22 protein-coding genes and 1 tRNA gene are annotated in these 23,164 nt (G+C 66.2%); all 23 read right to left on the bottom strand.

Going from position 1 to position 23,164, the window contains the following annotated elements; all coding sequences use genetic code 11:
• A partial coding sequence (locus I9P22_RS15840; RefSeq protein ID WP_199260480.1) for a GTP-binding protein occupies positions 1 to 88 on the bottom strand: 88 nt, incomplete at its 3' end.
• 86 nt (positions 89 to 174) lie between these two features.
• Positions 175 to 2,298, bottom strand: a complete 2,124-nt coding sequence (gene fusA, locus I9P22_RS15835) for an elongation factor G (RefSeq protein ID WP_199260479.1) — start codon at positions 2,296 to 2,298, stop codon at positions 175 to 177.
• Positions 2,299 to 2,316: 18 nt separating this feature from the next.
• Positions 2,317 to 2,787: a 30S ribosomal protein S7 gene (gene rpsG / locus I9P22_RS15830; protein WP_011747098.1), complete on the bottom strand. Its 471-nt coding sequence runs from the start codon at positions 2,785 to 2,787 to the stop codon at positions 2,317 to 2,319.
• A gap of 12 nt (positions 2,788 to 2,799) precedes the next feature.
• Positions 2,800 to 3,171: a 30S ribosomal protein S12 gene (rpsL, locus tag I9P22_RS15825; RefSeq protein WP_010399029.1), complete on the bottom strand. Its 372-nt coding sequence runs from the start codon at positions 3,169 to 3,171 to the stop codon at positions 2,800 to 2,802.
• A gap of 257 nt (positions 3,172 to 3,428) precedes the next feature.
• On the bottom strand, positions 3,429 to 3,563 hold the full coding sequence (locus I9P22_RS15820; protein ID WP_199260478.1) for a glycosyltransferase: 135 nt from the start codon (positions 3,561 to 3,563) through the stop codon (positions 3,429 to 3,431).
• 221 nt (positions 3,564 to 3,784) lie between these two features.
• Positions 3,785 to 4,732, bottom strand: coding sequence for a DMT family transporter (locus tag I9P22_RS15815; protein WP_199260477.1), 948 nt, complete (start codon positions 4,730 to 4,732; stop codon positions 3,785 to 3,787).
• A gap of 34 nt (positions 4,733 to 4,766) precedes the next feature.
• Positions 4,767 to 5,372, bottom strand: a complete 606-nt coding sequence (locus tag I9P22_RS15810; RefSeq protein WP_199260476.1) for a methyltransferase family protein — start codon at positions 5,370 to 5,372, stop codon at positions 4,767 to 4,769.
• Positions 5,373 to 5,524: 152 nt separating this feature from the next.
• Complete coding sequence (gene rpoC / locus I9P22_RS15805) at positions 5,525 to 9,733, bottom strand: DNA-directed RNA polymerase subunit beta' (protein ID WP_199260475.1); 4,209 nt, start codon at positions 9,731 to 9,733, stop codon at positions 5,525 to 5,527.
• A 49-nt stretch (positions 9,734 to 9,782) separates the two neighbouring features.
• Entirely contained in the window at positions 9,783 to 13,931 is a 4,149-nt protein-coding gene (gene rpoB / locus I9P22_RS15800; RefSeq protein WP_199260474.1) for a DNA-directed RNA polymerase subunit beta, read from the bottom strand.
• A gap of 266 nt (positions 13,932 to 14,197) precedes the next feature.
• Positions 14,198 to 14,572, bottom strand: coding sequence for a 50S ribosomal protein L7/L12 (gene rplL, locus I9P22_RS15795; protein ID WP_017999544.1), 375 nt, complete (start codon positions 14,570 to 14,572; stop codon positions 14,198 to 14,200).
• Positions 14,573 to 14,639: 67 nt separating this feature from the next.
• Positions 14,640 to 15,155: a 50S ribosomal protein L10 gene (rplJ, locus tag I9P22_RS15790; RefSeq protein ID WP_199260473.1), complete on the bottom strand. Its 516-nt coding sequence runs from the start codon at positions 15,153 to 15,155 to the stop codon at positions 14,640 to 14,642.
• A 257-nt stretch (positions 15,156 to 15,412) separates the two neighbouring features.
• Positions 15,413 to 16,111 (bottom strand): 50S ribosomal protein L1, encoded by a 699-nt coding sequence (rplA, locus tag I9P22_RS15785; RefSeq protein ID WP_199260472.1) that lies wholly within the window; start codon positions 16,109 to 16,111, stop codon positions 15,413 to 15,415.
• Positions 16,112 to 16,114: 3 nt separating this feature from the next.
• A complete protein-coding gene (gene rplK, locus I9P22_RS15780; RefSeq protein ID WP_028714485.1) occupies positions 16,115 to 16,567 on the bottom strand; it encodes a 50S ribosomal protein L11 in 453 nt (150 codons plus the stop codon).
• 87 nt (positions 16,568 to 16,654) lie between these two features.
• A complete protein-coding gene (nusG, locus tag I9P22_RS15775; protein ID WP_199260471.1) occupies positions 16,655 to 17,194 on the bottom strand; it encodes a transcription termination/antitermination protein NusG in 540 nt (179 codons plus the stop codon).
• Positions 17,195 to 17,387: 193 nt separating this feature from the next.
• Positions 17,388 to 17,582 carry a preprotein translocase subunit SecE gene (secE, locus tag I9P22_RS15770; protein WP_199260470.1) on the bottom strand — a complete coding sequence of 65 codons (195 nt, stop codon included), beginning with the start codon at positions 17,580 to 17,582 and terminating at the stop codon, positions 17,388 to 17,390.
• Between the two features lie 79 nt (positions 17,583 to 17,661).
• Positions 17,662 to 18,531 (bottom strand): hypothetical protein, encoded by an 870-nt coding sequence (locus I9P22_RS15765; RefSeq protein ID WP_199260469.1) that lies wholly within the window; start codon positions 18,529 to 18,531, stop codon positions 17,662 to 17,664.
• A gap of 58 nt (positions 18,532 to 18,589) precedes the next feature.
• Positions 18,590 to 18,665, bottom strand: a tRNA-Trp gene (locus tag I9P22_RS15760).
• A gap of 48 nt (positions 18,666 to 18,713) precedes the next feature.
• Positions 18,714 to 20,555 carry an ABC transporter ATP-binding protein gene (locus I9P22_RS15755; RefSeq protein WP_199260468.1) on the bottom strand — a complete coding sequence of 614 codons (1,842 nt, stop codon included), beginning with the start codon at positions 20,553 to 20,555 and terminating at the stop codon, positions 18,714 to 18,716.
• 57 nt (positions 20,556 to 20,612) lie between these two features.
• Positions 20,613 to 21,266 (bottom strand): CatB-related O-acetyltransferase, encoded by a 654-nt coding sequence (locus I9P22_RS15750; protein ID WP_199260467.1) that lies wholly within the window; start codon positions 21,264 to 21,266, stop codon positions 20,613 to 20,615.
• 234 nt (positions 21,267 to 21,500) lie between these two features.
• Positions 21,501 to 21,914, bottom strand: coding sequence for a GFA family protein (locus I9P22_RS15745; protein WP_199260466.1), 414 nt, complete (start codon positions 21,912 to 21,914; stop codon positions 21,501 to 21,503).
• Positions 21,911 to 22,303: a VOC family protein gene (locus I9P22_RS15740; protein ID WP_199260465.1), complete on the bottom strand. Its 393-nt coding sequence runs from the start codon at positions 22,301 to 22,303 to the stop codon at positions 21,911 to 21,913. Before I9P22_RS15740 ends, I9P22_RS15745 begins: the two co-directional genes overlap by 4 nt.
• Before the next feature lie 97 nt (positions 22,304 to 22,400).
• A complete protein-coding gene (locus tag I9P22_RS15735) occupies positions 22,401 to 22,796 on the bottom strand; it encodes a VOC family protein (protein ID WP_199260464.1) in 396 nt (131 codons plus the stop codon).
• A 31-nt stretch (positions 22,797 to 22,827) separates the two neighbouring features.
• On the bottom strand, positions 22,828 to 23,164 hold a 337-nt coding region (locus I9P22_RS24615; RefSeq protein WP_233253429.1), incomplete at its 5' end, for a hypothetical protein.

Genomic DNA, 23,164 nt, shown 5'->3' with positions numbered 1-23,164 from the left:
CCGTCAGCGTCGTCTTGCCGTGGTCAACGTGACCAATCGTCCCGATGTTGACGTGCGGTTTCGTCCGTTCAAACTTTGCCTTTGCCATGGGCATGGCTCCTTATGTTGACGGTGCGTGCAGGCACGCACCCTACGGGGTTGGTAGGGTGCGCGGTCGCCCACGCACCGCCGGGATTACGCGTATTTCTTCTGGATCTCGTCCGAGATGTTCTGCGGCACGGCCTCGTAATGGTCGAACTGCATCGTGAACACCGCGCGGCCCGAGGACATCGAGCGCAGGTTGTTGATGTAGCCGAACATGTTGGCCAGCGGCACGAAGGCGTCGATGACGTTCGCATTGCCGCGCGAGTCCTGGCCGCGGACCATGCCGCGACGGCTGGTCAGGTCGCCGATGATCGAGCCGGTATATTCCTCCGGCGTGACCACTTCGACGCGCATGATCGGCTCGAGCAGCTTGGCGCCCGCCTTCTTCAGACCTTCGCGCATGGCGGCACGCGCCGCAATCTCGAAGGCCAGGACCGAGGAGTCGACGTCGTGGAAGGCACCGTCGATCAGCGCCACCTTGAAGTCGATCACCGGGAAGCCGGCCAGCGGACCCGAGTCCATGACGGACTTGATGCCCTTCTCGACGCCCGGAATATATTCCTTGGGCACCGCACCGCCGACGATCTTCGATTCGAACGAGTAGCCCTCGCCCGGCTCGGTCGGGGTGATGACCAGCTTGACGCGCGCGAACTGGCCGGTGCCGCCGGTCTGCTTCTTGTGCGTGTAGTCGATCTCGGCCTCGGTCGAGATGGTCTCGCGATAGGCCACCTGCGGGGCGCCGATATTCGCCTCGACCTTGAACTCGCGCTTCATGCGGTCCACGAGGATGTCGAGGTGAAGCTCGCCCATGCCCTTCATGATGGTCTGGCCCGATTCCAGGTCGGTCTCGACGCGGAAGGACGGGTCCTCGGCGGCCAGGCGCTGCAGGGCCAGGCCCATCTTCTCCTGGTCGGCCTTGGACTTCGGCTCGACGGCGATCTCGATCACCGGCTCGGGGAAGGTCATGGTTTCCAGGACCACCGGCTTGGCCGGATCGCAGAGCGTGTCGCCCGTCGTGGTTTCCTTCAGGCCGGCCAGCGCGATGATGTCGCCGGCGAAAGCCTCGTCGATCTCCTCGCGGTTGATGGCGTGCATGATCATCATGCGGCCGACGCGTTCGCGCTTGCCCTTGGTCGAGTTCAGCATCTGGTCGCCCTTGCGGAGCTGACCGGAATAGATCCGCGTGAAGGTCAGCGAGCCGACGAAGGGGTCGTTCATGATCTTGAACGCCAGAGCCGAGAAGGGCTGGTCGTCCGAGGCCGAACGCTCGATGTTGCGGGTCTCGGTCTCGTCGCCCGGCGCGAAGCCCATATAGGCCGGCACGTCGGTCGGGGCCGGCAGGAAGTCGACGACGGCGTTCAGCAGCGGCTGCACGCCCTTGTTCTTGAAGGCCGAACCGGCGGTGACCGGGAAGAAGGACAGCGACAGCGTGCCCTTGCGGATCAGCTTGCGCAGGGTCGCCTCGTCGGGCTCGTTGCCCTCGAGATAGGCTTCCATGGCGTCGTCGTCCTGTTCGACGGCAAGCTCGATCATCTTGCCGCGCCATTCCTCGGCCAGGTCCTGGAGCTCGTCACGGATCGGCTGGCGGACCCAGGAGGCGCCCAGATCCTCGCCCTTCCAGACCCATTCTTCCATCTTGATCAGATCGACGATCCCTTCCAGCTTGTCCTCGGCGCCGATCGGCAGGGCGATCGGGCAGGGGGTGCCGCCGGTGCGGTCCTTGATCATGGCGACGCATTTGAAGAAATCGGCGCCGATCTTGTCCATCTTGTTGACGAAGACGATGCGCGGAACCTTGTAGCGGTCGGCCTGGCGCCAGACGGTCTCGGTCTGCGGCTCGACGCCGGCATTGGCGTCCAGCAGGCAGATCGCGCCGTCCAGCACCGCCAGCGAACGCTCGACCTCGATGGTGAAGTCGACGTGGCCGGGGGTGTCGATGATGTTGAACCGGCAACGCTGCTCGGGATCCTGCGCGTAGTCCGTGTCCTCGTGGCGCTGCCAGAAGGTGGTGGTCGCCGCCGAGGTGATGGTGATGCCGCGCTCGGCTTCCTGTTCCATCCAGTCCATCGTCGCGGCGCCGTCATGGACTTCGCCGATCTTGTGCGACTTGCCGGTGTAGAACAGGATGCGCTCGGTCGTCGTGGTCTTGCCCGCATCGATATGGGCCATGATCCCGAAGTTCCGGTAGCGCTCCAGCGGATATTCGCGTGCCATAAAGGGCCTTCCTTCCGGTTACCAGCGGTAGTGGCTGAACGCCTTGTTGGCGTCGGCCATCTTGTGCGTGTCCTCACGCTTCTTGACGGCGGTGCCGCGGCCGTTCACCGCGTCGGCCAGCTCGCCCGCGAGGCGCTCTTCCATGGTGTGCTCGTTGCGCTTTTTCGACGCGTCGATCAGCCAGCGGATGGCCAGGGCCTCGCGGCGCGACGGACGCACCTCGACCGGAACCTGGTAGGTGGCGCCGCCGACGCGGCGCGAACGCACTTCGACCGAGGGCTTCACGTTGTCGAGGGCTTCGTGGAAGACTTCGATCGGCTCGCGCTTCAGCTTGCCCTGGACGCGGTCCAGCGCGTTGTAGACGATGCGCTCGGCAACCGATTTCTTGCCGTCGATCATCAGGTTGTTCATGAATTTGGTCAGCACGCGATCGCCATATTTGGCGTCGGGCAGGACTTCGCGCTTCTCAGCGGCGTGACGACGGGACATGTGCCTATCTCCTTACTTCGGACGCTTCGCGCCGTATTTCGAACGACGCTGGCGACGGTCTTTGACGCCCTGGGTATCCAGAACACCGCGCAGGATGTGATAGCGGACCCCCGGAAGGTCTTTCACCCGGCCGCCGCGGATCAGCACGACGCTGTGTTCCTGCAGGTTGTGCTTTTCGCCCGGAATGTAGGAGATCACCTCGAAGCCATTGGTCAGGCGGACCTTGGCCACCTTACGCATGGCCGAGTTCGGCTTCTTCGGCGTCGTGGTATAGACGCGCGTGCATACGCCCCGCTTCTGCGGGCAGGATTGCAGGTGCTGCGACTTCGAGCGCTGCACCTTGGGCTGCCGCGGTTTGCGGATCAGCTGTTGGATCGTCGGCATTCGGTTCCCCGTCTTGCTTTCGTCAATACTCGCAGCAGACCTGCTGCGCCACTTCTCGACGGCGAATCACGCCCATCGTGAAACGCCAGAACCCATCCTGTCCCCGCAAGGGGGAGGACGGGTTGATTTCCAGAGGATCGGGGCTATATCCGGCCCGGATCATGACCACAGAGGTTCTGGGCCCCGATCAGATTCCTGACGGGTGTGCGGCGTATATGGGGATTCCACAGGCGAGTCAACAGCCGCCCCCGCCCGGCTCAGCCCGCGCCCGGACCCGCGCCCACCGCGCCCGAGTCGTTGTCGTCGTGCAGCATGCGGACATACCTCGGCTTGCCGGCGAAGGTCACGCCCGGCATGGACAGGTTCACCTTGAAATGCGGGAAATGCAGCACGCAACGCCCGGCACCCGGGGGGCAGATAGATGGTCAGCGCCGCGCTGGCATCGTGGATGATCCGCATCTCGAAGCGGATGCCGCCCGGCCCGCATCACCACCCCGCGCGCAATCGCAGGACACAGCCGGCCGTGCCGACGCCAGAGCGGCTGCATCCGCGCGAAACCGCGCCGCGCGTCGCGGACAGGAAAAGCGACACAGGCCCAGCATCTGCACCCGCATCAGCTTCGTCCCCGCAATCGCCCTTCGCGCAGGATCGTGTAGATCCCCGCCCCCACCACCAGCAGCGAGCCGGCCCAGGTCCAGGGGTCGGGCCAGTCGCCGAACACCGCCAGCCCCAGCAGCACCGCCCAGACCAAGGAGCTGTAGCGGAAGGGCGCCACGAAGGAGATCTCGCCCACCCGCATGGTAGCGACGGCGGTGATGTAGCCGACGGTCAGGAACAGCGCCGCCGCCAGCAGCAGCGCGAACTCGGCCGCGGTCGGGACGCGCCAGCTCTCTCCCGTGCCCAGCACGAAGCCGGTCAGCATCACCGCCAGCGCCGCGTAGAAGGCGATGCCGGACGAGGCGAGCCGGGCCGAGCAGCGCCGCGTCGCGATGTCGCGCAGCACGATCAGCAGCATCGAGACCAGCGCCACCGCCGACCAGCGGTCGAAGGCCCCGGTGCCCGGCCGCAGGATCAGCAGCACGCCCAGGAAGCCGATGCCGATGGCCAGCAGCCGCCGCCAGCCCAGCCTTTCGCCGAAGACCAGCGCCGCGGCCAGCGTCACCGCCAGCGGCAGCGCCTGCATGATCGCCGAGATATCGGCCAGCGCCATCTGCCGCAGCGCCACCAGATAGAGCACGGTCGAGGCGATATCGGCCGCCGTGCGCAACACCAGCGGCCAAAGATCGGCGCGCGGCACCCGCAGCCTGACCCCGCCCCGCCGCCGCGCCACCAGCAGCATCAGCGCCAGCACCATGCCGCCGCGGATGGCGACGGATTCGTAAAGCGGCAGGCTTTGCGTGACCGCCTTCATCAGCGTGTCGTTGCAGATGAAGGCCGCCATGCTGAGCATCATCAGCCCCGCACCGCGCAGGTTGTCTGCCGAGCCCTGCCGCGGATCCGGGACGGGCGGGCGCAGGCCGGTGTCCGGCGCGCTGGCAGAGGGCAGGTCGGGGGTCAGCATGGCGGGGCCTTGCGGCTTGGCGGATGGGAACGGGTTACCAGAGCGCCAGCAGCGACCAGCCGAGGCTCAGCTTCACCTGGTCCACCAGTTCGACGATCGGGATGAAGCTCAGGAAGACCAGGGCGTCGAACAGGTTGCGGCGCAGCGTGGCCGTGTCGAACCGCGCCGTCCGCCCGGTGCGGAACAGCCGCGGATCGGGCAGGAAGAACGGCGTGCGCGCCGCATAGGCATCATATTCCGCGCCGAAGCGCTGCGACAGGAAGCCGGCCTCGCGCCGCGCGGTGATCCACAGGATCAGCCCGACCGTGCCACCGACCAGCAGCGCCAGGCTGACCGCGCCGAACATCAGCCCGATCCCCGTCGCCGCCACGGTCGAGAAGAAATACAGCGGGTTGCGGGTCATTGAATAGGGCCCGTCCTGCATCACCTGCCGGTTCTTGGCGCCTCCGACATAGAGGATCGACCAGAACCGTCCGAGCACCCCCGTCAGCAGCAGCAGGATGCCCAGGGATTCGATGGCCTCGTGTCCGAACCCCTCGAGGCCGAGCACCGGGTGGACCGCCAGGATGGCCGGCAGCAGCGCCAGGCCCGACAGCCGCAGGAGGTTGATGCGGATCTTCTGATTGACTGCCGCGCGCATCAAACCACCCTCGCAAAACGCCCCGACCGCCCCTTGGCCCCTCATCGTTATCCCCTGCCAATGCTTTGCGCAATGGCGACCTGCGGCCGAGAAGGCGCCAAGCAAAAGGCCCGGCGCGATGCCGGGCCTTTCGGTTCGTTTTCAGGGCGCGATCACTCCTCGCCGCCGACCTCGGCCGGGCTGTCCTCGGGCGCGATCAGCGCCGCGGCGGCCTCGGCCTCGGCGCGGCGCGCCTCGATCACCGCGTTGTCGCGCTCGGCGGCGATGCGGCGCACGCGGGCGGTGGCGCCGCCGGTGCCGGCCGGGATCAGCCGGCCGACGATGACGTTCTCCTTGAGCCCGACCAGCTTGTCGCGCTTGCCCTGCACGGCGGCCTCGGTCAGCACGCGGGTCGTCTCCTGGAAGGAAGCGGCCGAGATGAAGCTGCGGGTCTGCAGCGACGCCTTGGTGATGCCCAGCAGCACCGGCTCGCCCACGGCCGGACGGCCACCCTTGGCTTCGATCTTGGCGTTTTCCTCCTCGAACTCGTCGCGGTCGACATGCTCGCCCTTCAGCAGCGTGGTGTCGCCGCTGTCGAGGATCTCGATCTTCTGCAGCATCTGCCGCACGATCACCTCGATATGCTTGTCGTTGATCTTCACGCCCTGCAGCCGGTAGACGTCCTGCACCTCGTCGATCAGGTAATCGGCCAGGGCCTCGATCCCCATGATGCGCAGGATGTCATGCGGCGCCGGGTTGCCGTCCATGATGTAGTCGCCCTTCTGCACGAAGTCGCCTTCCTGCACCGGGATGTGCTTGCCCTTCGGCACCATGTACTCGACCGGAGCCAGCGTGTCGTCGGCAGGCTCGATGGCGATGCGGCGCTTGTTCTTGTAGTCCTTGCCGAAGCGCACATAGCCGTCGATCTCGGCGATGATGGCGTGGTCCTTGGGACGACGGGCCTCGAACAGTTCCGCCACGCGGGGCAGACCCCCGGTGATGTCCTTGGTCTTGGCGCCCTCGCGCGGGATCCGCGCCACCACGTCGCCGGCCTTGATCTCCTGCCCGTCCTCGACCGACAGGATGGCGTCGACAGACATCGGATAGGTGACCGGGTTGCCCTGCTCGTTGCGCACCGGCTCGCCATCCTGATCGACGATGATGATCTCGGGCTTCAGCTCGTTGCCTTTCGGGGCCGAGCGCCAGTCCGTGACGATCTTCTGCGTCATGCCGGTGGCGTCGTCGGTCTCGTCGCGGACCGAGATCCCCGAGACCAGGTCGACATATTTCGCCACGCCCGCCTTCTCGGCGATGATCGGCAGGGTATAGGGATCCCATTCGAACATCTTCTGGCCGCGCGCCACGGCATCGCCTTCGCGCACGAACAGCTTGCTGCCGTAGAACAGCTTGTGGCTGGCCAGGGTCTCGCCCGCAGCCGACTTGATGTGCAGCTGCATGTTGCGACTCATCACGATCAGCTCGCCATTGGCGTTTTCCAGCGTGCTTTCGTTCTCGAAAGCCACCGTGCCCTCCTGCGCCGCGGCGATGAAGGACTGCTGGCCGCCCTGGGCGATGCCGCCGATGTGGAAGGTCCGCATCGTCAGCTGGGTGCCCGGCTCGCCGATGGACTGGGCGGCGATGATGCCGACCGCCTCGCCGATATTGACCAGCGTGCCGCGCGCCAGGTCGCGGCCATAGCAGAGCGCGCAGACGCCGTCGTCCGATTCGCAGGTCAGGGCCGAGCGGATGCGCACGTTCTGCACGCCCGCCGCCTCGATCTCGTCGGCCTTGCGCTCGTCGATCAGCTCGTTCTTGCGGACGATGACCACGTCCTCGCCCGGCACCAGCACGTCCTCGGCGGCGACGCGGCCCAGCACGCGCTCGGAAAGCGGGCTGACCACCTCGCCGTCGTTGACCGCCGCCGAGGCGGTGATCGCCCGGTCGGTGCCGCAATCATGCTCGCGGATGATGCAATCCTGCGCCACGTCCACCAGGCGGCGGGTCAGGTAGCCCGAGTTCGCCGTCTTGAGCGCGGTGTCGGACAGACCCTTCCGGGCGCCGTGGGTCGAGTTGAAGTATTCAAGAACGGTCAGACCTTCCTTGAAGTTCGAGATGATCGGCGTCTCGATGATCTCGCCGTTCGGCTTGGCCATCAGGCCGCGCATGCCGCCCAGCTGCTTCATCTGGCTGACCGAGCCCCGGGCGCCCGAATGCGCCATCATGTAGACCGAGTTCGGCTCCAGTTCGGCGCCGTTCTCGTCCTTCTTGGTGGCCGAGATGGTCTTCATCATGGCGTCGGTGACGCGGTCGTTGCATTTCGACCAGGCATCGACGACCTTGTTGTATTTCTCGCCCTGGGTGATCAGGCCGTCCAGATACTGCTGCTCGAACTGCTTCACCTGGTCCTGGGTTTCCTCGACCAGGTCCCATTTCGTCGGCGGCACGACCATGTCGTCCTTGCCGAAGGAGATGCCGGCGCGGAAGGCCTCGCGGAAGCCCAGGCCCATGATCTGGTCGCAGAAGATCACCGATTCCTTCTGGCCGCAGTAACGGTAAACGGTGTCGATGACGTTCTGGATGTCCTTCTTGCGCAGCAGGCGGTTGACCAGCTCGAAGGGCGCCTTGGCGTTCTTGGGCAAGAGCGCGCCCAGCCGGATCCGGCCCGGCGTGGTCTCGAAGCGCTTGATGACCTCGTTGCCGTTCTCGTCGATCTGCGGCAGGCGGGCGGTGATGCGGGCGTGCAGGTGCACGGAACCCGAGGCCAGGGCATGCTCGACCTCTTCCAGGTTGGCGAAGGCCATGCCCTCGCCCTTCATGCCCTCGCGTTCCATGGTCGTGTAGTAGAGGCCCAGGACCATGTCCTGCGACGGCACGATGATCGGCGCGCCGTTGGCGGGCGACAGCACGTTGTTCGTCGACATCATCAGGACGCGCGCTTCCAGCTGCGCTTCCAGCGACAGCGGGACGTGCACGGCCATCTGGTCGCCGTCGAAGTCGGCGTTGAAGGCGGAACAGACCAGCGGGTGCAGCTGGATCGCCTTGCCCTCGATCAGGATCGGCTCGAACGCCTGGATGCCCAGGCGGTGCAGCGTCGGCGCGCGGTTCAGCAGCACCGGATGCTCGCGGATCACCTCGTCCAGGATGTCCCAGACCTCGGGGCGTTCCTTCTCGACCAGCTTCTTGGCCTGCTTGACGGTGCTGGACAGCCCCTTCGCTTCAAGCCGCGAATAGATGAACGGCTTGAACAGTTCGAGCGCCATCTTCTTCGGCAGCCCGCACTGGTGCAGCTTCAGTTCCGGCCCGGTCACGATCACCGAACGGCCCGAGAAGTCGACTCGTTTCCCCAGAAGGTTCTGGCGGAAGCGGCCCTGCTTGCCCTTCAGCATGTCCGAGAGCGATTTCAGCGGACGCTTGTTGTTGCCGGTGATGACGCGGCCGCGGCGGCCGTTGTCGAACAGCGCATCGACCGATTCCTGCAGCATCCGCTTTTCGTTGCGGACGATGATGTCGGGCGCGCGCAGCTCGATCAGCCGCTTCAGGCGGTTGTTCCGGTTGATGACGCGACGATAGAGGTCGTTCAGGTCCGAGGTCGCGAAGCGGCCGCCATCCAGCGGCACCAGCGGGCGCAGTTCCGGCGGAATGACCGGAATGACCGTCAGCACCATCCACTCGGGCCGGTTGCCCGACTCGAGGAAGGATTCAACGATCTTCAGCCGCTTGATGATCTTCTTCGGCTTCAGCTCGCCGGTCGCTTCCTTCAGCTCCTCGCGGAGCTGCTCGGCGGTGGCGACCAGGTCGATGTTCGACAGCATCTCGCGGATCGCCTCGGCGCCGATATTGGCGGTGAAGGCGTCGGCGCCATACTGGTCCTGCGCGTCGAGGAATTCCTCCTCGGTCAGCAGCTGGCCATAGGAAAGATCCGTCAGACCCGGCTCGATGACGACGTAGTTCTCGAAATACAGGATGCGCTCAAGATCGCGCAGCGTCATGTCCAGCATCAGGCCGATGCGCGAGGGCAGCGACTTCAGGAACCAGATATGCGCGACCGGCGCGGCCAGCTCGATATGGCCCATGCGCTCGCGCCGGACCTTCTGCAGCGTCACCTCGACGCCGCATTTCTCGCAGACCAGGCCGCGATATTTCATGCGCTTGTATTTGCCGCAGAGGCATTCGTAATCCTTGATCGGGCCAAAGATACGCGCGCAGAACAACCCGTCACGCTCGGGCTTGAACGTGCGGTAGTTGATGGTTTCGGGTTTCTTCACCTCGCCATAGGACCAGGCGAGGATTTCCTCGGGCGAGGCCAGCGAGATCTTGATTTCGTCGAACTGCCGCGGCGCAGCCAGCGGGTTCAGGGGATTGGTGGCAAGTTCCTGGTTCATTTTCAAATCCTAATGAGGGGCGCGGTGGGGGAGTTGAGGGGGCACCCCCTCACTCCTCGTCCTCCGCATCCAGGAGTTCCATGTTGAGGCCCAGACCCCGGACCTCCTTGACCAGAACGTTGAACGATTCCGGCACGCCGGCCTCGAAATTGTCCTCGCCCTTGACGATGCTCTCATAGACCTTGGTGCGGCCGGCCACGTCGTCCGACTTGACCGTCAGCATCTCCTGCAGGGTATAGGCGGCGCCATAGGCTTCCAGCGCCCAGACCTCCATCTCACCCAGACGCTGACCGCCGAACTGCGCCTTGCCGCCCAGCGGCTGCTGGGTCACCAGGCTGTAGGGCCCGGTCGAACGCGCGTGCATCTTGTCGTCGACAAGGTGGTGCAGCTTCAGGACGTACTTCATCCCCACGGTGACCGGGCGGGCGAACTGCTCGCCGGTGCGGCCGTCGAAGACGATGGACTGGCCCGAGGTGTCGAAGCCGGCGCGGCGCAGCGCGTCGTTCACATCCGCCTCTTTCGCGCCGTCGAAGACCGGCGTGGCGATCGGAACACCGGCGCGCACGGCATCGGCATGCTCCAGCAAGGACTCGTCATTCATGCCCTCGAAGGTCTCGGCATAGAATTCGTTGCCATAGCCGTTCTTCATCGCCTCGCGCACCGGGCCCATGTCGCCCTTGCGGCGATACTCCTCCAGCGCCTCGTCGATCTTGATGCCGAGGCCGCGCGAGGCCCAGCCCATATGGGTCTCGAGGATCTGGCCCACGTTCATCCGCGAGGGCACGCCCAGCGGGTTCAGCACCAGGTCGACCGGGGTGCCATCGGCCAGGAAGGGCATGTCTTCGATGGGAACCACCTTGGACACCACGCCCTTGTTGCCGTGACGGCCGGCCATCTTGTCGCCCGCCTGCAGCTTGCGCTTCACGGCGACGAAGACCTTGACCATCTTCATCACGCCCGGAGGCAGGTCGTCGCCCTGGCGCACCTTCTCGACCTTGTCGTCGAAACGGTTGTCCAGCGCGCGCTTCAGGCTGTCGAACTGCTGGTTCAGCGCCTCGACTTCCTTGGCGGTGTCCTCGTCGGCGACGGCGAGCTGCCACCACTGGCCGCGCGACAGCTGACCCAGCAGATCGTCATCGACCACGGCGCCGGCGCGGATGCCCTTCGGCCCCTTGACGACTTCCTTGCCCATGATCAGCGACTTGAGGCGCGCATAGATGTTGCGCTCCAGGATCGCCAGCTCGTCGTCGCGGTCCCGCGCCAGGCGCTCGACTTCCTCGCGCTCGATCTGCAGTGCCCGCTCGTCCTTGTCGACGCCGTGGCGGTTGAAGACCCGGACCTCGACCACGGTGCCATAGGCGCCCGGCGGCAGGCGCAGCGAGGTGTCGCGCACGTCGCTGGCCTTTTCGCCGAAGATGGCGCGCAGCAGCTTCTCCTCCGGCGTCATCGGCGATTCCCCTTTCGGGGTGATCTTGCCGACCAGGATGTCGCCCGGACCGACCTCGGCGCCGATATAGACGATGCCAGCCTCGTCGAGATTGCGCAGCGCCTCCTCGCCGACGTTCGGAATGTCGCGGGTGATCTCTTCCGGCCCCAGCTTGGTGTCGCGGGCCGCCACTTCGTATTCGTCGATATGGATCGAGGTGAACACGTCGTCGCGGTGGATCCGCTCGGAAATCAGGATCGAGTCCTCATAGTTGTAGCCGTTCCAGGGCATGAAGGCCACGACCACGTTGCGGCCGATCGCCAGTTCGCCCTGATCGGTCGAGGGACCATCGGCCACGACCTGGCCCTTGACCACCTTGTCGCCCACCTTGACCAGCGGCCGCTGGTTGATGGTCGAGGACTGGTTGGAACGCTTGAACTTGCGCAGACGATAGATGTCCACGCCGGCGTCGCCCGCGCCCAGGTCCTCGGTGGCGCGGATAACGATCCGCTGCGCATCGACCTGGTCGATGATGCCGCCCCGGCGCGCCATGATCGCGGCACCGGAATCGCGCGCCACGGTCGCCTCCATGCCGGTGCCGACGAAAGGCGCCTCGGCCCGCAGCAGCGGAACCGCCTGGCGCTGCATGTTCGAGCCCATCAGCGCGCGGTTGGCGTCGTCGTTTTCCAGGAAGGGGATCAGCGCCGCCGCGACCGAAACCAGCTGTTTCGGCGACACGTCGATCAGGTCCACCGCCTCGACCGGGTTCAGCATGAAGTCGCCGGCCTGCCGGGTCGAGACCAGCTCGTCCACGAAACGGCCCTCGGCGTCCAGCGTCGCGTTCGCCTGGGCGATGGTGTGGCGCATCTCCTCGGTCGCGGACATGTAGACCACCTCGTCGGTGACCTTGCCCTCAACCACCTTGCGATAGGGGGTCTCGATGAAGCCGTATTTGTTCACGCGGGCAAAGGTGGCCAGCGAGTTGATCAGGCCGATGTTCTGACCTTCCGGCGTCTCGATCGGGCACATGCGGCCGTAGTGGGTCGGGTGCACGTCGCGCACCTCGAAGCCGGCGCGCTCGCGGGTCAGGCCGCCCGGGCCAAGCGCCGACAGGCGACGCTTGTGCGTCACCTCGGACAGCGGGTTGGTCTGGTCCATGAACTGCGACAGCTGCGAGGAACCGAAGAACTCGCGCACCGCCGCCGCCGCCGGCTTGGCGTTGATCAGGTCCTGCGGCATGACGGTGTCGATCTCGACGCCGGACATGCGCTCGCGGATCGCCCGCTCCATGCGCAGCAGGCCGATGCGATACTGGTTCTCCATCAGCTCGCCGACCGAGCGCACCCGGCGGTTGCCGAGGTGGTCGATGTCGTCGATCTCGCCCTTGCCGTCGCGCAGTTCCACCAACCCGCGGATACAGGCGATGATGTCTTCCTTGCGCAGGGTGCGCTGGGTGTCCGGCGCATCCAGGTCAAGCCGCATGTTCATCTTGACCCGGCCCACGGCCGAGAGGTCGTAGCGCTCGCTATCGAAGAACAGGCTGTCGAACAGCGCCGAGGCGGCCTCGACGGTCGGCGGCTCGCCCGGACGCATGACGCGGTAGATGTCCATCAGCGCGCCGTCGCGGCTCATGTTCTTGTCGGCCGCCATGGTGTTGCGGATATAGGGACCGACATTCACATGGTCGATGTCCAGGACCGGGATGTCCTCGATGCCATTGTCCAGCAGCACCTTGAGCAGGCCGCCCGAGATCTCGCCGTCGCGGTCGTATTCGACGGTGATCTCGTCGCCGGCCTCGGCATAGATCAGGCCGGTCTGCTCGTTGATGATGTCTTTCGCGACGAAGCGGCCGATGATCTTGTCGAAGGGCAGCAGCAGGTTGATGTCGCCATGCTCGGCCAGCTGCTTGACCAGGCGCGGCGTCACCTTGTCGCCGGCCTTGGTGATGATCTCGCCGGTCTCGGCATTCACCAGGTCGTAGCTGGGACGGGTGCCGCGCACGCGCTCGGGGAAGAACCGGGTGATCCAGCCGGATTCCTTGCCCTTGACGGCACGCTGCAGCTTGTAGTCCACGGTGTCGTAGAAGGCATCCATGATGCCCTCCTGGTCCATGCCAAGCGCATAGAGCAGCGTCGTCACCGGCAGCTTGCGGCGGCGGTCGATGCGCGCGAAGACCAGGTCCTTGGCGTCGAATTCGAAGTCGAGCCACGAGCCACGATAGGGAATGATGCGGCAGGCGAACAGCAGCTTGCCCGAGCTGTGGGTCTTGCCGCGGTCATGGTCGAAGAACACGCCGGGCGAGCGGTGCATCTGGCTGACCACCACGCGCTCGGTGCCGTTCACGATGAAGGTGCCGTTCTGCGTCATCAGGGGCATGTCGCCCATGTAGACGTCCTGCTCCTTGATGTCCTTGACCGACTTGGCGCCGGTGTTCTCGTCGACATCGAACACGATCAGGCGCAGGGTGACCTTCAGCGGCGCGGCATAGGTCATGTCGCGGCTCTGGCACTCGTCCACGTCGTATTTCGGCTTCTCAAGCTCGTATTTCACGAATTCCAGCGTCGCGGTCTCGTTGAAGTCCTTGATCGGGAACACCGACTGGAAGACGCCCTGGATGCCTTCGCCGTCCTGGTGGCCCTCGGCCTCGCCCGACCGCAGGAACAGGTCATAGGAGGATTTCTGAACCTCGATCAGGTTCGGCATCTCCAGAACTTCGCGGATATTGCCATAGTAACGCCGGATGCGTTTCTGGCCGACATAAGCTTGCGCCATAGAGGGTCTTACCTTTCGTCTTTCGCTTGCGGCGGCCGTCGGGGCCCGACCGGCGCAAGGCGGCGAATGAGGGGCGGGGTTCCATTCGTGCCGCGCGTCCCACCGCGCGGCTCCCGAACCCCGAACATGCCCTGAAGGAAGGTCTGGTCATGGCCTGCGGCCGAAAACCGTCCTTCAAGACAGGTTCGGCAGGGACCGGGAGAACCCCCGGACCCTGCCATTTTCTTCCGAAATCAATCGGCACGCACCATCAGGTGCAGGCCCGATTACTTCAGCTCGACCTTGGCGCCAGCCGCTTCGAGCTTCTTCTTCATTTCTTCGGCGTCGGCTTTCGAAGCGCCTTCCTTGACCTTGCCGCCGGCTTCGACCAGGTCCTTGGCTTCTTTCAGGCCCAGGCCGGTGATGCCGCGCACTTCCTTGATCACGTTGATCTTGTTGGCGCCGGCGTCGACCAGGACGACGTCGAATTCGGTCTTCTCTTCGGCGGCTTCAGCCGGGCCAGCGGCCGGGCCGGCAACCATGACGGCGCCACCGGCGGCCGGCTCGATGCCGTATTCGTCTTTCAGGATGGTCTTCAGTTCCTGGGCTTCCAGCAGGGTCAGGCCCACGATTTCTTCGGCGAGTTTTTTCAGGTCAGCCATTTTTCCGTTCTTTCCATTAAGTGTTCCAACGTCGGGGTTTCAACCCCACGACGGGACGGGGATTGCCTCAGGCGGCCTCGCGCTCTTCCAGAGTCGAGAGGATGCCCGCGATGTTGGAAGCAGGTGCGCCGATCGCGCCCGCGATGTTCGCAGCAGGGGCACCGATGCAGGCCACGATCGAAGCGATAAGCTCCTCGCGCGACGGCATCTGGGCCACGGCTTTCACACCGGCCGGGTCGAGCGCCGTGTCGCCCATCGCACCGCCCAGGATCACGAACTTGTCGTTCCCCTTGGCGTATTTGTCCGCGACCTTGGCAGCAGCCACGGGGTCGTCGGAAAAGGCGAGCACGGTCATGCCCGTCAGATAGTCGGCGATGCTGGCGCAAGGCTTTCCATCCAGGGCGATCTTGGCGAGCCTGTTCTTGGCAACGCGGACGGACCCGCCAGCTTCGCGCATCTGCGCGCGCAGGTCCTGCATTTCGGCAACCGTCATCCCCTCGTAGCGGGCAACCACCACGACGCCAGAGGCTTCAAAGATCTGGCCGAGTTCCTCGACCACCGCTTCTTTTTGCGCTCTATCCACGGTTTCACTCCAAGTTGGGGGTTTCCCCCCGGCTCTCACTTTCCAGCCGCCCGAACAGCGACCGGATGGGTCCGTGACGGTGCCAAGATCCCCCGAAGAAACCTTCGGAAAATGGTCTTGATCCCATCTCAGGAAGGATGATTAAGCCGGCCAGATAGCGTATCGGGTCGGCACCCTCCGTCTCGGACAGGACGGGGCATCGCTGCCCCGCCATCCGCCGGCCCCCGTTGAAAGGACGCCGGCGGAATTCTTGCCGCTTACTGCGAAGCGGCCGAAGCCAGGTCCAGCGACACGCCCGGACCCATGGTCGAGCTGATCGAGACCTTCTTCAGATAGGTGCCCTTGGCGCCCGAGGGCTTCGCGCGGTTCACCGCATCGACAAAGGCGCGGATGTTCTCGGCCAGCTTGGCGGCGTCGAACGAGGCCTTGCCGACGCCGGCGTGGACCACGCCCGCCTTCTCGGCCTTGAACTGGACTTCACCGCCCTTGGCGGCTTCGACGGCAGCCTTCACGTCCATGGTCACCGTGCCGACCTTGGGGTTCGGCATCAGGTTGCGCGGGCCCAGGATCTTGCCCAGGCGGCCGACCAGCGGCATCATGTCCGGGGTGGCGATGCAGCGATCGAATTCGATCTTGCCCGACTGGATGGTCTCCAGCAGGTCTTCCGCACCGACGATCTCGGCGCCGGCGGCCTTGGCCTCGTCAGCTTTCGGGCCACGGGCGAAGACGGCGACGCGCACATGCTTGCCGGTGCCGTTGGGCAGGGTCACGACGCCGCGGACCATCTGGTCGGCGTGGCGCGGATCGACGCCCAGGTTCATCGCGATCTCGACGGTCTCGTCGAATTTCGCGCTGGCATTGTCCTTGACCAGCTTGATGGCGTCCTCGACCGAGAGGTTCGCCTTGCCGGCAAAGGCTGCACGGGCGGCGGCTTGCTTTTTCGACAGTTTAGCCATGGCTTAGCCTTTCACCTCGATGCCGATCGAACGCGCCGAGCCGAGGATGATCTGCATCGCGGCTTCCACGTCGTTCGCGGACAGGTCCTTCATCTTGGCTTCAGCGATCTCGCGGACCTGCTTGGCGGTCACGGTGCCGGCGACCTGGCGACCGGGCTTTTCCGAACCCTTGGCGCGGTTGCGCTTGCCGACCGGCTTCAGGCCGGCAGCCTTCTTCAGCAGGAAGGACGCGGGCGGCGTCTTGGTCTCGAAGGTGAAGGACTTGTCGGCGTAATAGGTGATCACGACCGGAACCGGGGCACCCTGTTCCATCTCCTGCGTCTTGGCGTTGAACGCCTTGCAGAATTCCATGATGTTGATGCCGCGCTGACCCAGGGCCGGGCCGACGGGCGGGGACGGGTTCGCCTGACCCGCCTTGATTTGCAGCTTGAGGCTGCCGACAACTTTCTTGGCCATCTGGCCCTCTCCTTATCATCACGCCCCGGAACGGGGCCGACTTAGCGGTGCGGCCTTGCCCCGAGGGACGCAGCCTCCCGCGAACGATCACGCGGTCTTGGCGACCTGCGTGAATTCCAGCTCCACCGGCGTCGGGCGGCCAAAGATGGACACAGTGACCTTGATGCGGTTCGCGGCCTCGTCCACTTCCTCGACCATGCCCGAGAAGCCCTCGAAGGGCCCGTCGGTCACGTTCACCTTTTCGCCGACGTCGAACCGGATCAGGTTGCGCGGCGCCACCTCGGCCCCGCCCTCGCCGGTGCGATGCAGGATCGCGTTCACCTCGTCGTCGCGCATCGGCATCGGCTTGCCCTGGGCGCCCAGGAAACCGGTGACGCGGTTGATCGAGTTCACCAGGTGATAGGTCTTGTCCGACAGCTCCATGCGCACCAGCACATAGCCGGGCATGAAGCGGCGCTCGGACGTGACCTTCTTGCCGCGGCGGATCTCGATCACTTCCTCGGTCGGGACCAGCACCTCGTCGATCTGGTCCTCGAGGCCCTTCTCGGCCACGGCCTGGCGAATCGCCTCGGCGACCTTCTTTTCAAAGTTCGACAGGACGCTGACCGAATACCAACGCTTTGCCATGTCTCGATCGACCCCTGTTTCCTTCGGGCTGGCAGGCCAACCCCTTGAATTCCTTAACCACCCAGGCCGGTTCGCGGGCATTTCCGCGCAGCCTCCGGCCAAATTGAAATCGGCGCGCACGACCGAATCGATGCACGCCGCGTCACGGGCAGGTCGGGCGGACATACCGCCCCCGGCCCCCCAATGCAAGCCCTCAGCTTCCGACGAAGTGAATGACGCCCGACAACCCGGTCTTGATCGCCAGGTCGACTAGGAAGAAGAAGATCGAGGCCAGCGTCGCCATGATGAAGACCATGATGGTCGTGGTCACCACCTCGCGGCGGGTGGGCCAGCTGACCTTGCCGATTTCGGCGCGGACCTGGCTGATGAACTGGACGGGGTTGGCCATGGGATTCCCTTCGGTCTTGCAGCGGGTCAGATAGCCTGCGCAGGCCGGCATTTCAAGCGCGGATCTGGCCACGGGGGCGTCAGGGTTCCAGAAACTCGACCCCCGGCAGCGCGCGCAACTGCCGCAGATCCTCGGCATAGGCCATGGCCGAGCGCCGGTAAGCCGCATCCGGCAGCAGCCGCAGGGGGGCATGGCCGTCGGCACGGCGAAAGCGCAGCCGCGCGCGGTTGGCCAGCACCCGCAGGTCGGCCTCGCTGTCGGCCATCGCGCGGCGCAGGAACCATTCGTAACCCGGCTGGGTCAGGCTCTCGTTCGAGGGCGGCAGCTCGGGCACAAGCGCCGCCAGCCCCGGCGGCAGGATCCGCGCCAGCAGGCGCGGCCGCAGCGCGGGATAATCCTCGTAGCGCCAGACCAGCAGCCGCGCCACGCCGGGGACCGAGGTCAAGCGCTGCGCCAGCCCGCTCCAGCTCAGGGCGGCGGGGTCGCGGCCCTGCAGATAGGCGTCGATCTCGATCTCGTTGCCAAGCGCAAGCTGCAGCGCGAAGGCCGAGACGCTGAACTGCGCCGGATCGCGCACCGCCAGGCACAGCACCGCCGGCCCGCCTCCGGTCAGCGACAGGCAGCGCCGCAGCCGCGCCCGCACGCCAGGATAGATCATGCCCCGGCGGCTGAACAGGCGGCTGCGATGGGTGCCGCCCAGGATGTTTTCGTCGGAAAGCAGGATCTCGGGATAGCAGGCCCGGGCCTCGGCCAGCCTTTCGGAAACGACCCGCGCCGCCCGGCCGCCATGCGTCAGCGCCCGGACCAGCGGCAGGCCGTCATGGCGCAGCACGCCCGGACCGGCATAGAAGATCCCGCCCGCGCGCAATTCGCGCTGCACCAGGCGCAGCGAGACCTGCAGATGCGTCGAGGCGGTCTTGTGCGCCCCCAGATGAAGGGTCAGGGCCATGAAAGCTTCTGATCAGGGCGCGGGCATCGGGCGGGAAAGCGGCGGCCGGGGATGCGGCTGGCAGGGGCAGAGGGACTCGAACCCCCGACCCTCGGTTTTGGAGACCGATGCTCTACCAACTGAGCTATACCCCTAGGCCGCGCTGCTGATTACGGCAGAGGCGGGCTCGGTTCAAGAGGGAATCATTCCGCCTCGAGAAAACCGCCCGACTGCCGCGCCCAGAGCCCGGCATAGATGCCGCCGCGCGCCAGCAGCGCCTCATGCGTGCCCTGCTCGACGATGCGGCCCCGCTCCATCACCACCAGCCGGTCCATGCGGGCGATGGTGGACAGCCGGTGCGCAATGGCGATCACCGTCTTGCCCTGCATCAGCATGTCGAGCTGGCCCTGGATCGCAGCCTCGACCTCGCTGTCCAAGGCGCTCGTCGCCTCGTCCAGCACCAGGATCGGCGCGTCCTTCAGCAGCACCCGGGCGATGGCGATACGCTGGCGCTGGCCGCCCGACAGCTTCACGCCGCGCTCGCCGACATGGGCATCCAGCCCCTGCCGGCCCTGCGAATCGGTCAGGCCGGCGATGAAATCCGCCTCGGCCAGTTCGGCGGCGCGCAGGATCTCGGCTTCCGACGCATCCGGCCGGCCATAGGCGATGTTGTCGCGGATCGAGCGGTGCAGCAGCGACGTGTCCTGCGTCACCACGCCGATGGCGGCGCGCAGGCTCTCCTGCGTGACCTGAGCGATGTCCTGGCCGTCGATCAGGATGCGGCCCGATTCCAGGTCGTGGAAGCGCAGCATCAGGTTCACCAGCGTCGACTTCCCCGCGCCCGAGCGGCCGACCAGCCCGATCCGCTCACCCGGCGCGATGGCCAGGCTCAGGTCGTCCAGCACCGCACCGCGGCCGGGCCGCGCCGCCTCGCCATAGCGGAAGGTGACGCGGTCGAATTCGACCCGGCCCTCGGGCACCGAAAGCGGCCGGGCGCCGCGCGCATCCGTCACCATGCGCGGCAAGGACAGCGAGCCGATGCCGTCGCGCACCGTGCCGATGTTCTCGAAGAGGCCGGCGAATTCCCACATGATCCAATGCGACATATTGCCCAGCCGCAGCGCCAGCGGGATCGCCACGGCGACCGCGCCGACGTCGATCTTGCCGCCGACCCAGAGCCACAGGCCCAGCACCGTGACCGAGAAGGTCAGGAACGAGTTCAGCGTGGACAGCAGGATGTTCTGGATCGAGGCCAGCCGCATCTGCCCGTGCACGGTTTGCAGGAACCCGTCCATGCTTTCGCGAACATAGGCTTCCTCGCGCGAGGAATGCGAGAACAGCTTCACCGTCGAGATATTGGTATAGCTGTCCACCACCCGGCCGGTCATCACCGCGCGGGCATCGGCCTGCGCCTCGCTGATGCGGCCGATGCGCGGGATCAGCCACCACAGCAGAAGCCCGTAGAGGATGCCCCAGCCGGCAAAGGGCAGCGCCAGCCAGCCGTCGGTCGAGGCCGCCAGCACCAGCGCGCCGATGAAATAGACTCCGACATAGACCAGCACGTCCATGAACTTCATCGCCACTTCGCGCACCGCCAGCGCGGTCTGCATCAGCTTGGTGGCGATGCGGCCGGCGAACTCGTCCTGGAAATAGCTCATCGACTGGCGCAGCAGGTAGCGATGCGCCTGCCAGCGGATGCGCTGCGGGAAATTGCCCATCAGCGTCTGGTGCATCAGAAGCGAGAACAGCACCTGCAGCAGCGGCAGGCCGATCACCAGGATCGCGCCCATCAGGATCAGCCGGTTGCCCTCGACCGCCCAGAAATTGGCGCGATCGGCGCCGGCCAGCCGGTTCACCAGCTCGCCCAGATAGCCGAACAGCACCACCTCCGCCACGGCGATCATGGCCGAGCAGGCGGCCATGGACAGCATGTAGCCCTCGGCCCCGCGCGAGAAATGCAGGATGAACCGCCATAGCCCCTGCGGCGGCATCCGCGGCGGATCGGCGGGATAGGGATCAAGCCGGCGCTCGAACCAGCTGAACATGTCGGACCTCATTCGCATCAGCCCGGGCCGTCGCCCGGTTCGTTTCGTCGGGCCGCCTCAGGCGGCCAGTTCCTCAAGCGCCGCGACATCGGCACGGGCCAGCGCGGCGGTGGCGCGGGCGACCCGCTTGGGCGGCCAGTGCCACCATTGCAACGCCATGAGCCGAGCGATGGTGGCATCGTCGAACCGCATCCTCATGACACGGCCGGGATTGCCCGCGACCACGGCGTAATCCGGCACCATGCCGCCCACCACCGCGCCGGCGCCGATGATGACGCCGCTGCCGATCCGCGCGCCCGGCAGGATGGTGGCGCCGTCGCCGATCCAGACGTCATGGCCGATCACCGTATCCGGCAACCCGCTGATCTGGTCGATATAGTCGCCCACCCGCGCATGGTCGAAGATCGCGAAGGGATAGGTCGAGATCCCGGCCATCGGATGATTGGCCGAAGCCGTGACGATCCGCACCCGGTCGGCGATCTGGCAGAACCGCCCGATTACCAGCCGCTCGGGCGCGCCGGCATAGGTATAGGGCGCCAGCCGCGCCGCCCAGTCGCCGGGCGGGTCGAAGCTGCTGGCATAGGTGAAATCGCCGATCTCGATATTCGGATGGTCGATCACCCGGTTCAGATGCACCAGCCCCCGGTTCAGGGTGCCGTCGGGAAAGCGCATGGGATGGGGCGAAGCCGCATCGAGGAAGTGGGCAGTCATGGGAATCCTCTTCAATCCGTCCGTGAAAGGTCAGATTTGCGAGTTGTCCATGACACCGTTCTCCTCTGCTGCGGCGGGCACCATAGCCGGATTTCGCCTCCGAGGCAACCGGGGTTGCGGTCGGGCCTGGACGCGCGGGGCCGGGGGGCTCCGCCCCCGCCCCTGCGGGGCTCCCCCGGGGTATTTGGAAAACGGAAAAGGTGCATTCGGAGCTTGCCGGCATCGCGGCCGGGCTTACAGATGCCGGGTTTCGGGCGCCGGGTTCCACCAGGCGTCATGGGCGCCGTCGGCATGGAAGACCGGGGCGGCGATCAGCTCGGCCTCGGGCACGTCGTCGAGCGCGCTGACGCAGACCTGGACGAAGCGGCCGCCCATCTCCTCGATGTCGCCCTCGGTCCAGAGGCGCGTGCCACAGCGGGCGCAGAACATGTGGTGCATATCGACGCCGTCCTGCTGCCGGCGCGGGGTTTCGGCCAGCATCCCGGCGCCATGGGTGATGCGGAACCGCCCGGGGTCGGGCAGGCGCATCTCCCAATAGCGCATCTTGCGGCAGAAGCTGCAGTTGCAGCGCATGGTGCCCTGCGACAGGTCGCCCTCGGCCTCGAAGCGGACGGCGCCGCAGAAGCAGGAACCGTGATAGGTGGTCATGGCTGGTCTCCGTGGTGAACGGCCTCGATATTGTTGCCGTCGGGGTCGAGGACGAAGGCGCCGTAATAGCCGGGATGGTATTCCGGCCGCGGCCCCGGCGCGCCGTTGTTGCGCCCGCCCGCCGCCAGCGCCGCGGCATGGAAGGCGTCCACGGTCGCCCGGTCCGGCGCGGCGAAGGCGACATGGGTGCCCGGCCCGGCCGGCCTGCCGCTGCCGATCCAGAAGAACGGCTTGCCCTCGCGGCCATAGCCCAGATGCGCGCCGTGGCCGCCGGTCATCGCCTCGGTTACCTCCATCAGCAGGTCGATGCCCAGGGGTGCCAGCGCCCGGTCGTAGAAGGCGCGCGCGCGGGGCAGGTCCGAAACAGGGATTCCGATGTGGTCGATCATCTTCCGTCTCCTTTCCCGGCGATGATCGGCGATCCCTGCTGACAGATCATGTCAGTTTCCCGGCCGGCCCTGCCCTTCCGGCGCCGGTCGCGGCGAGTCAGAGGTAGCGGCCGGCGCGCTGCAGCACCTCGATCTGGTATCCGTCCGGGTCGGCAATGAAGAAGAAACGCGCGATCACCGTGCCGCCGGGGGCGAAATCCACCAACTGGCGCGGCGCGAAACCCTCGGCCTGCAGCCGGGCGTGCAGCCCGTCCAGGTCGTCGACGGAAAAGGCGACATGGCCGTAGCCATCGCCCAGGTCATAGGGTTCGGTGCGACCCTTGTTGATGGTCAGCTCCAGCTCGGTCGGGCTTTCGCCATTGGCCAGGTAGACCAGGGTGAAATCCGGGAAATCCAGCCGCTCGACGACCTGCAGGCCGAAAACCCGCCCGTAGAAGGCGACCGAGCGCGCCTCGTCCAGCACCCGGATCATGGAATGGATGTATTTCGCCATGCGAATCCTCTGCTGCATCTGTGTCTGGGAATCAGACCAGGGCGGGAAGGCCGAAGAGATTAGCGGATTGCGACGGAGCGGACAACTCGGCGCCGCGCGGGGGCGAGGGGGAGGCCGCGCTGGACATGGCCCCGCGCGCGGCGATCCGGCCGAGGATGCGCCGGAAGGCCCGTTCCGGCCAGATCGCGGTCCGGTCGGAACGCGGTGGATTGCCCGTTCGGCCGCGACCGGCGCGCAAGGGATCCGGGGCGTTCGGGATCCCGGCCGGCAGCTTCGCGGCCTCCGCCCCGCTGGCCGCCCCCTGCCTCCCCATGTGCGCGCCCTCTGCCCCCGCGCCCGTGAAAAGCCAAAGGCCGCCCCGGGGGGCG

Source organism: Paracoccus binzhouensis, from assembly GCF_016446475.1.
Classification (GTDB): Bacteria; Pseudomonadota; Alphaproteobacteria; order Rhodobacterales; family Rhodobacteraceae; genus Paracoccus; species Paracoccus binzhouensis.
This window is presented reverse-complemented; position numbering and strand designations above follow the sequence as displayed.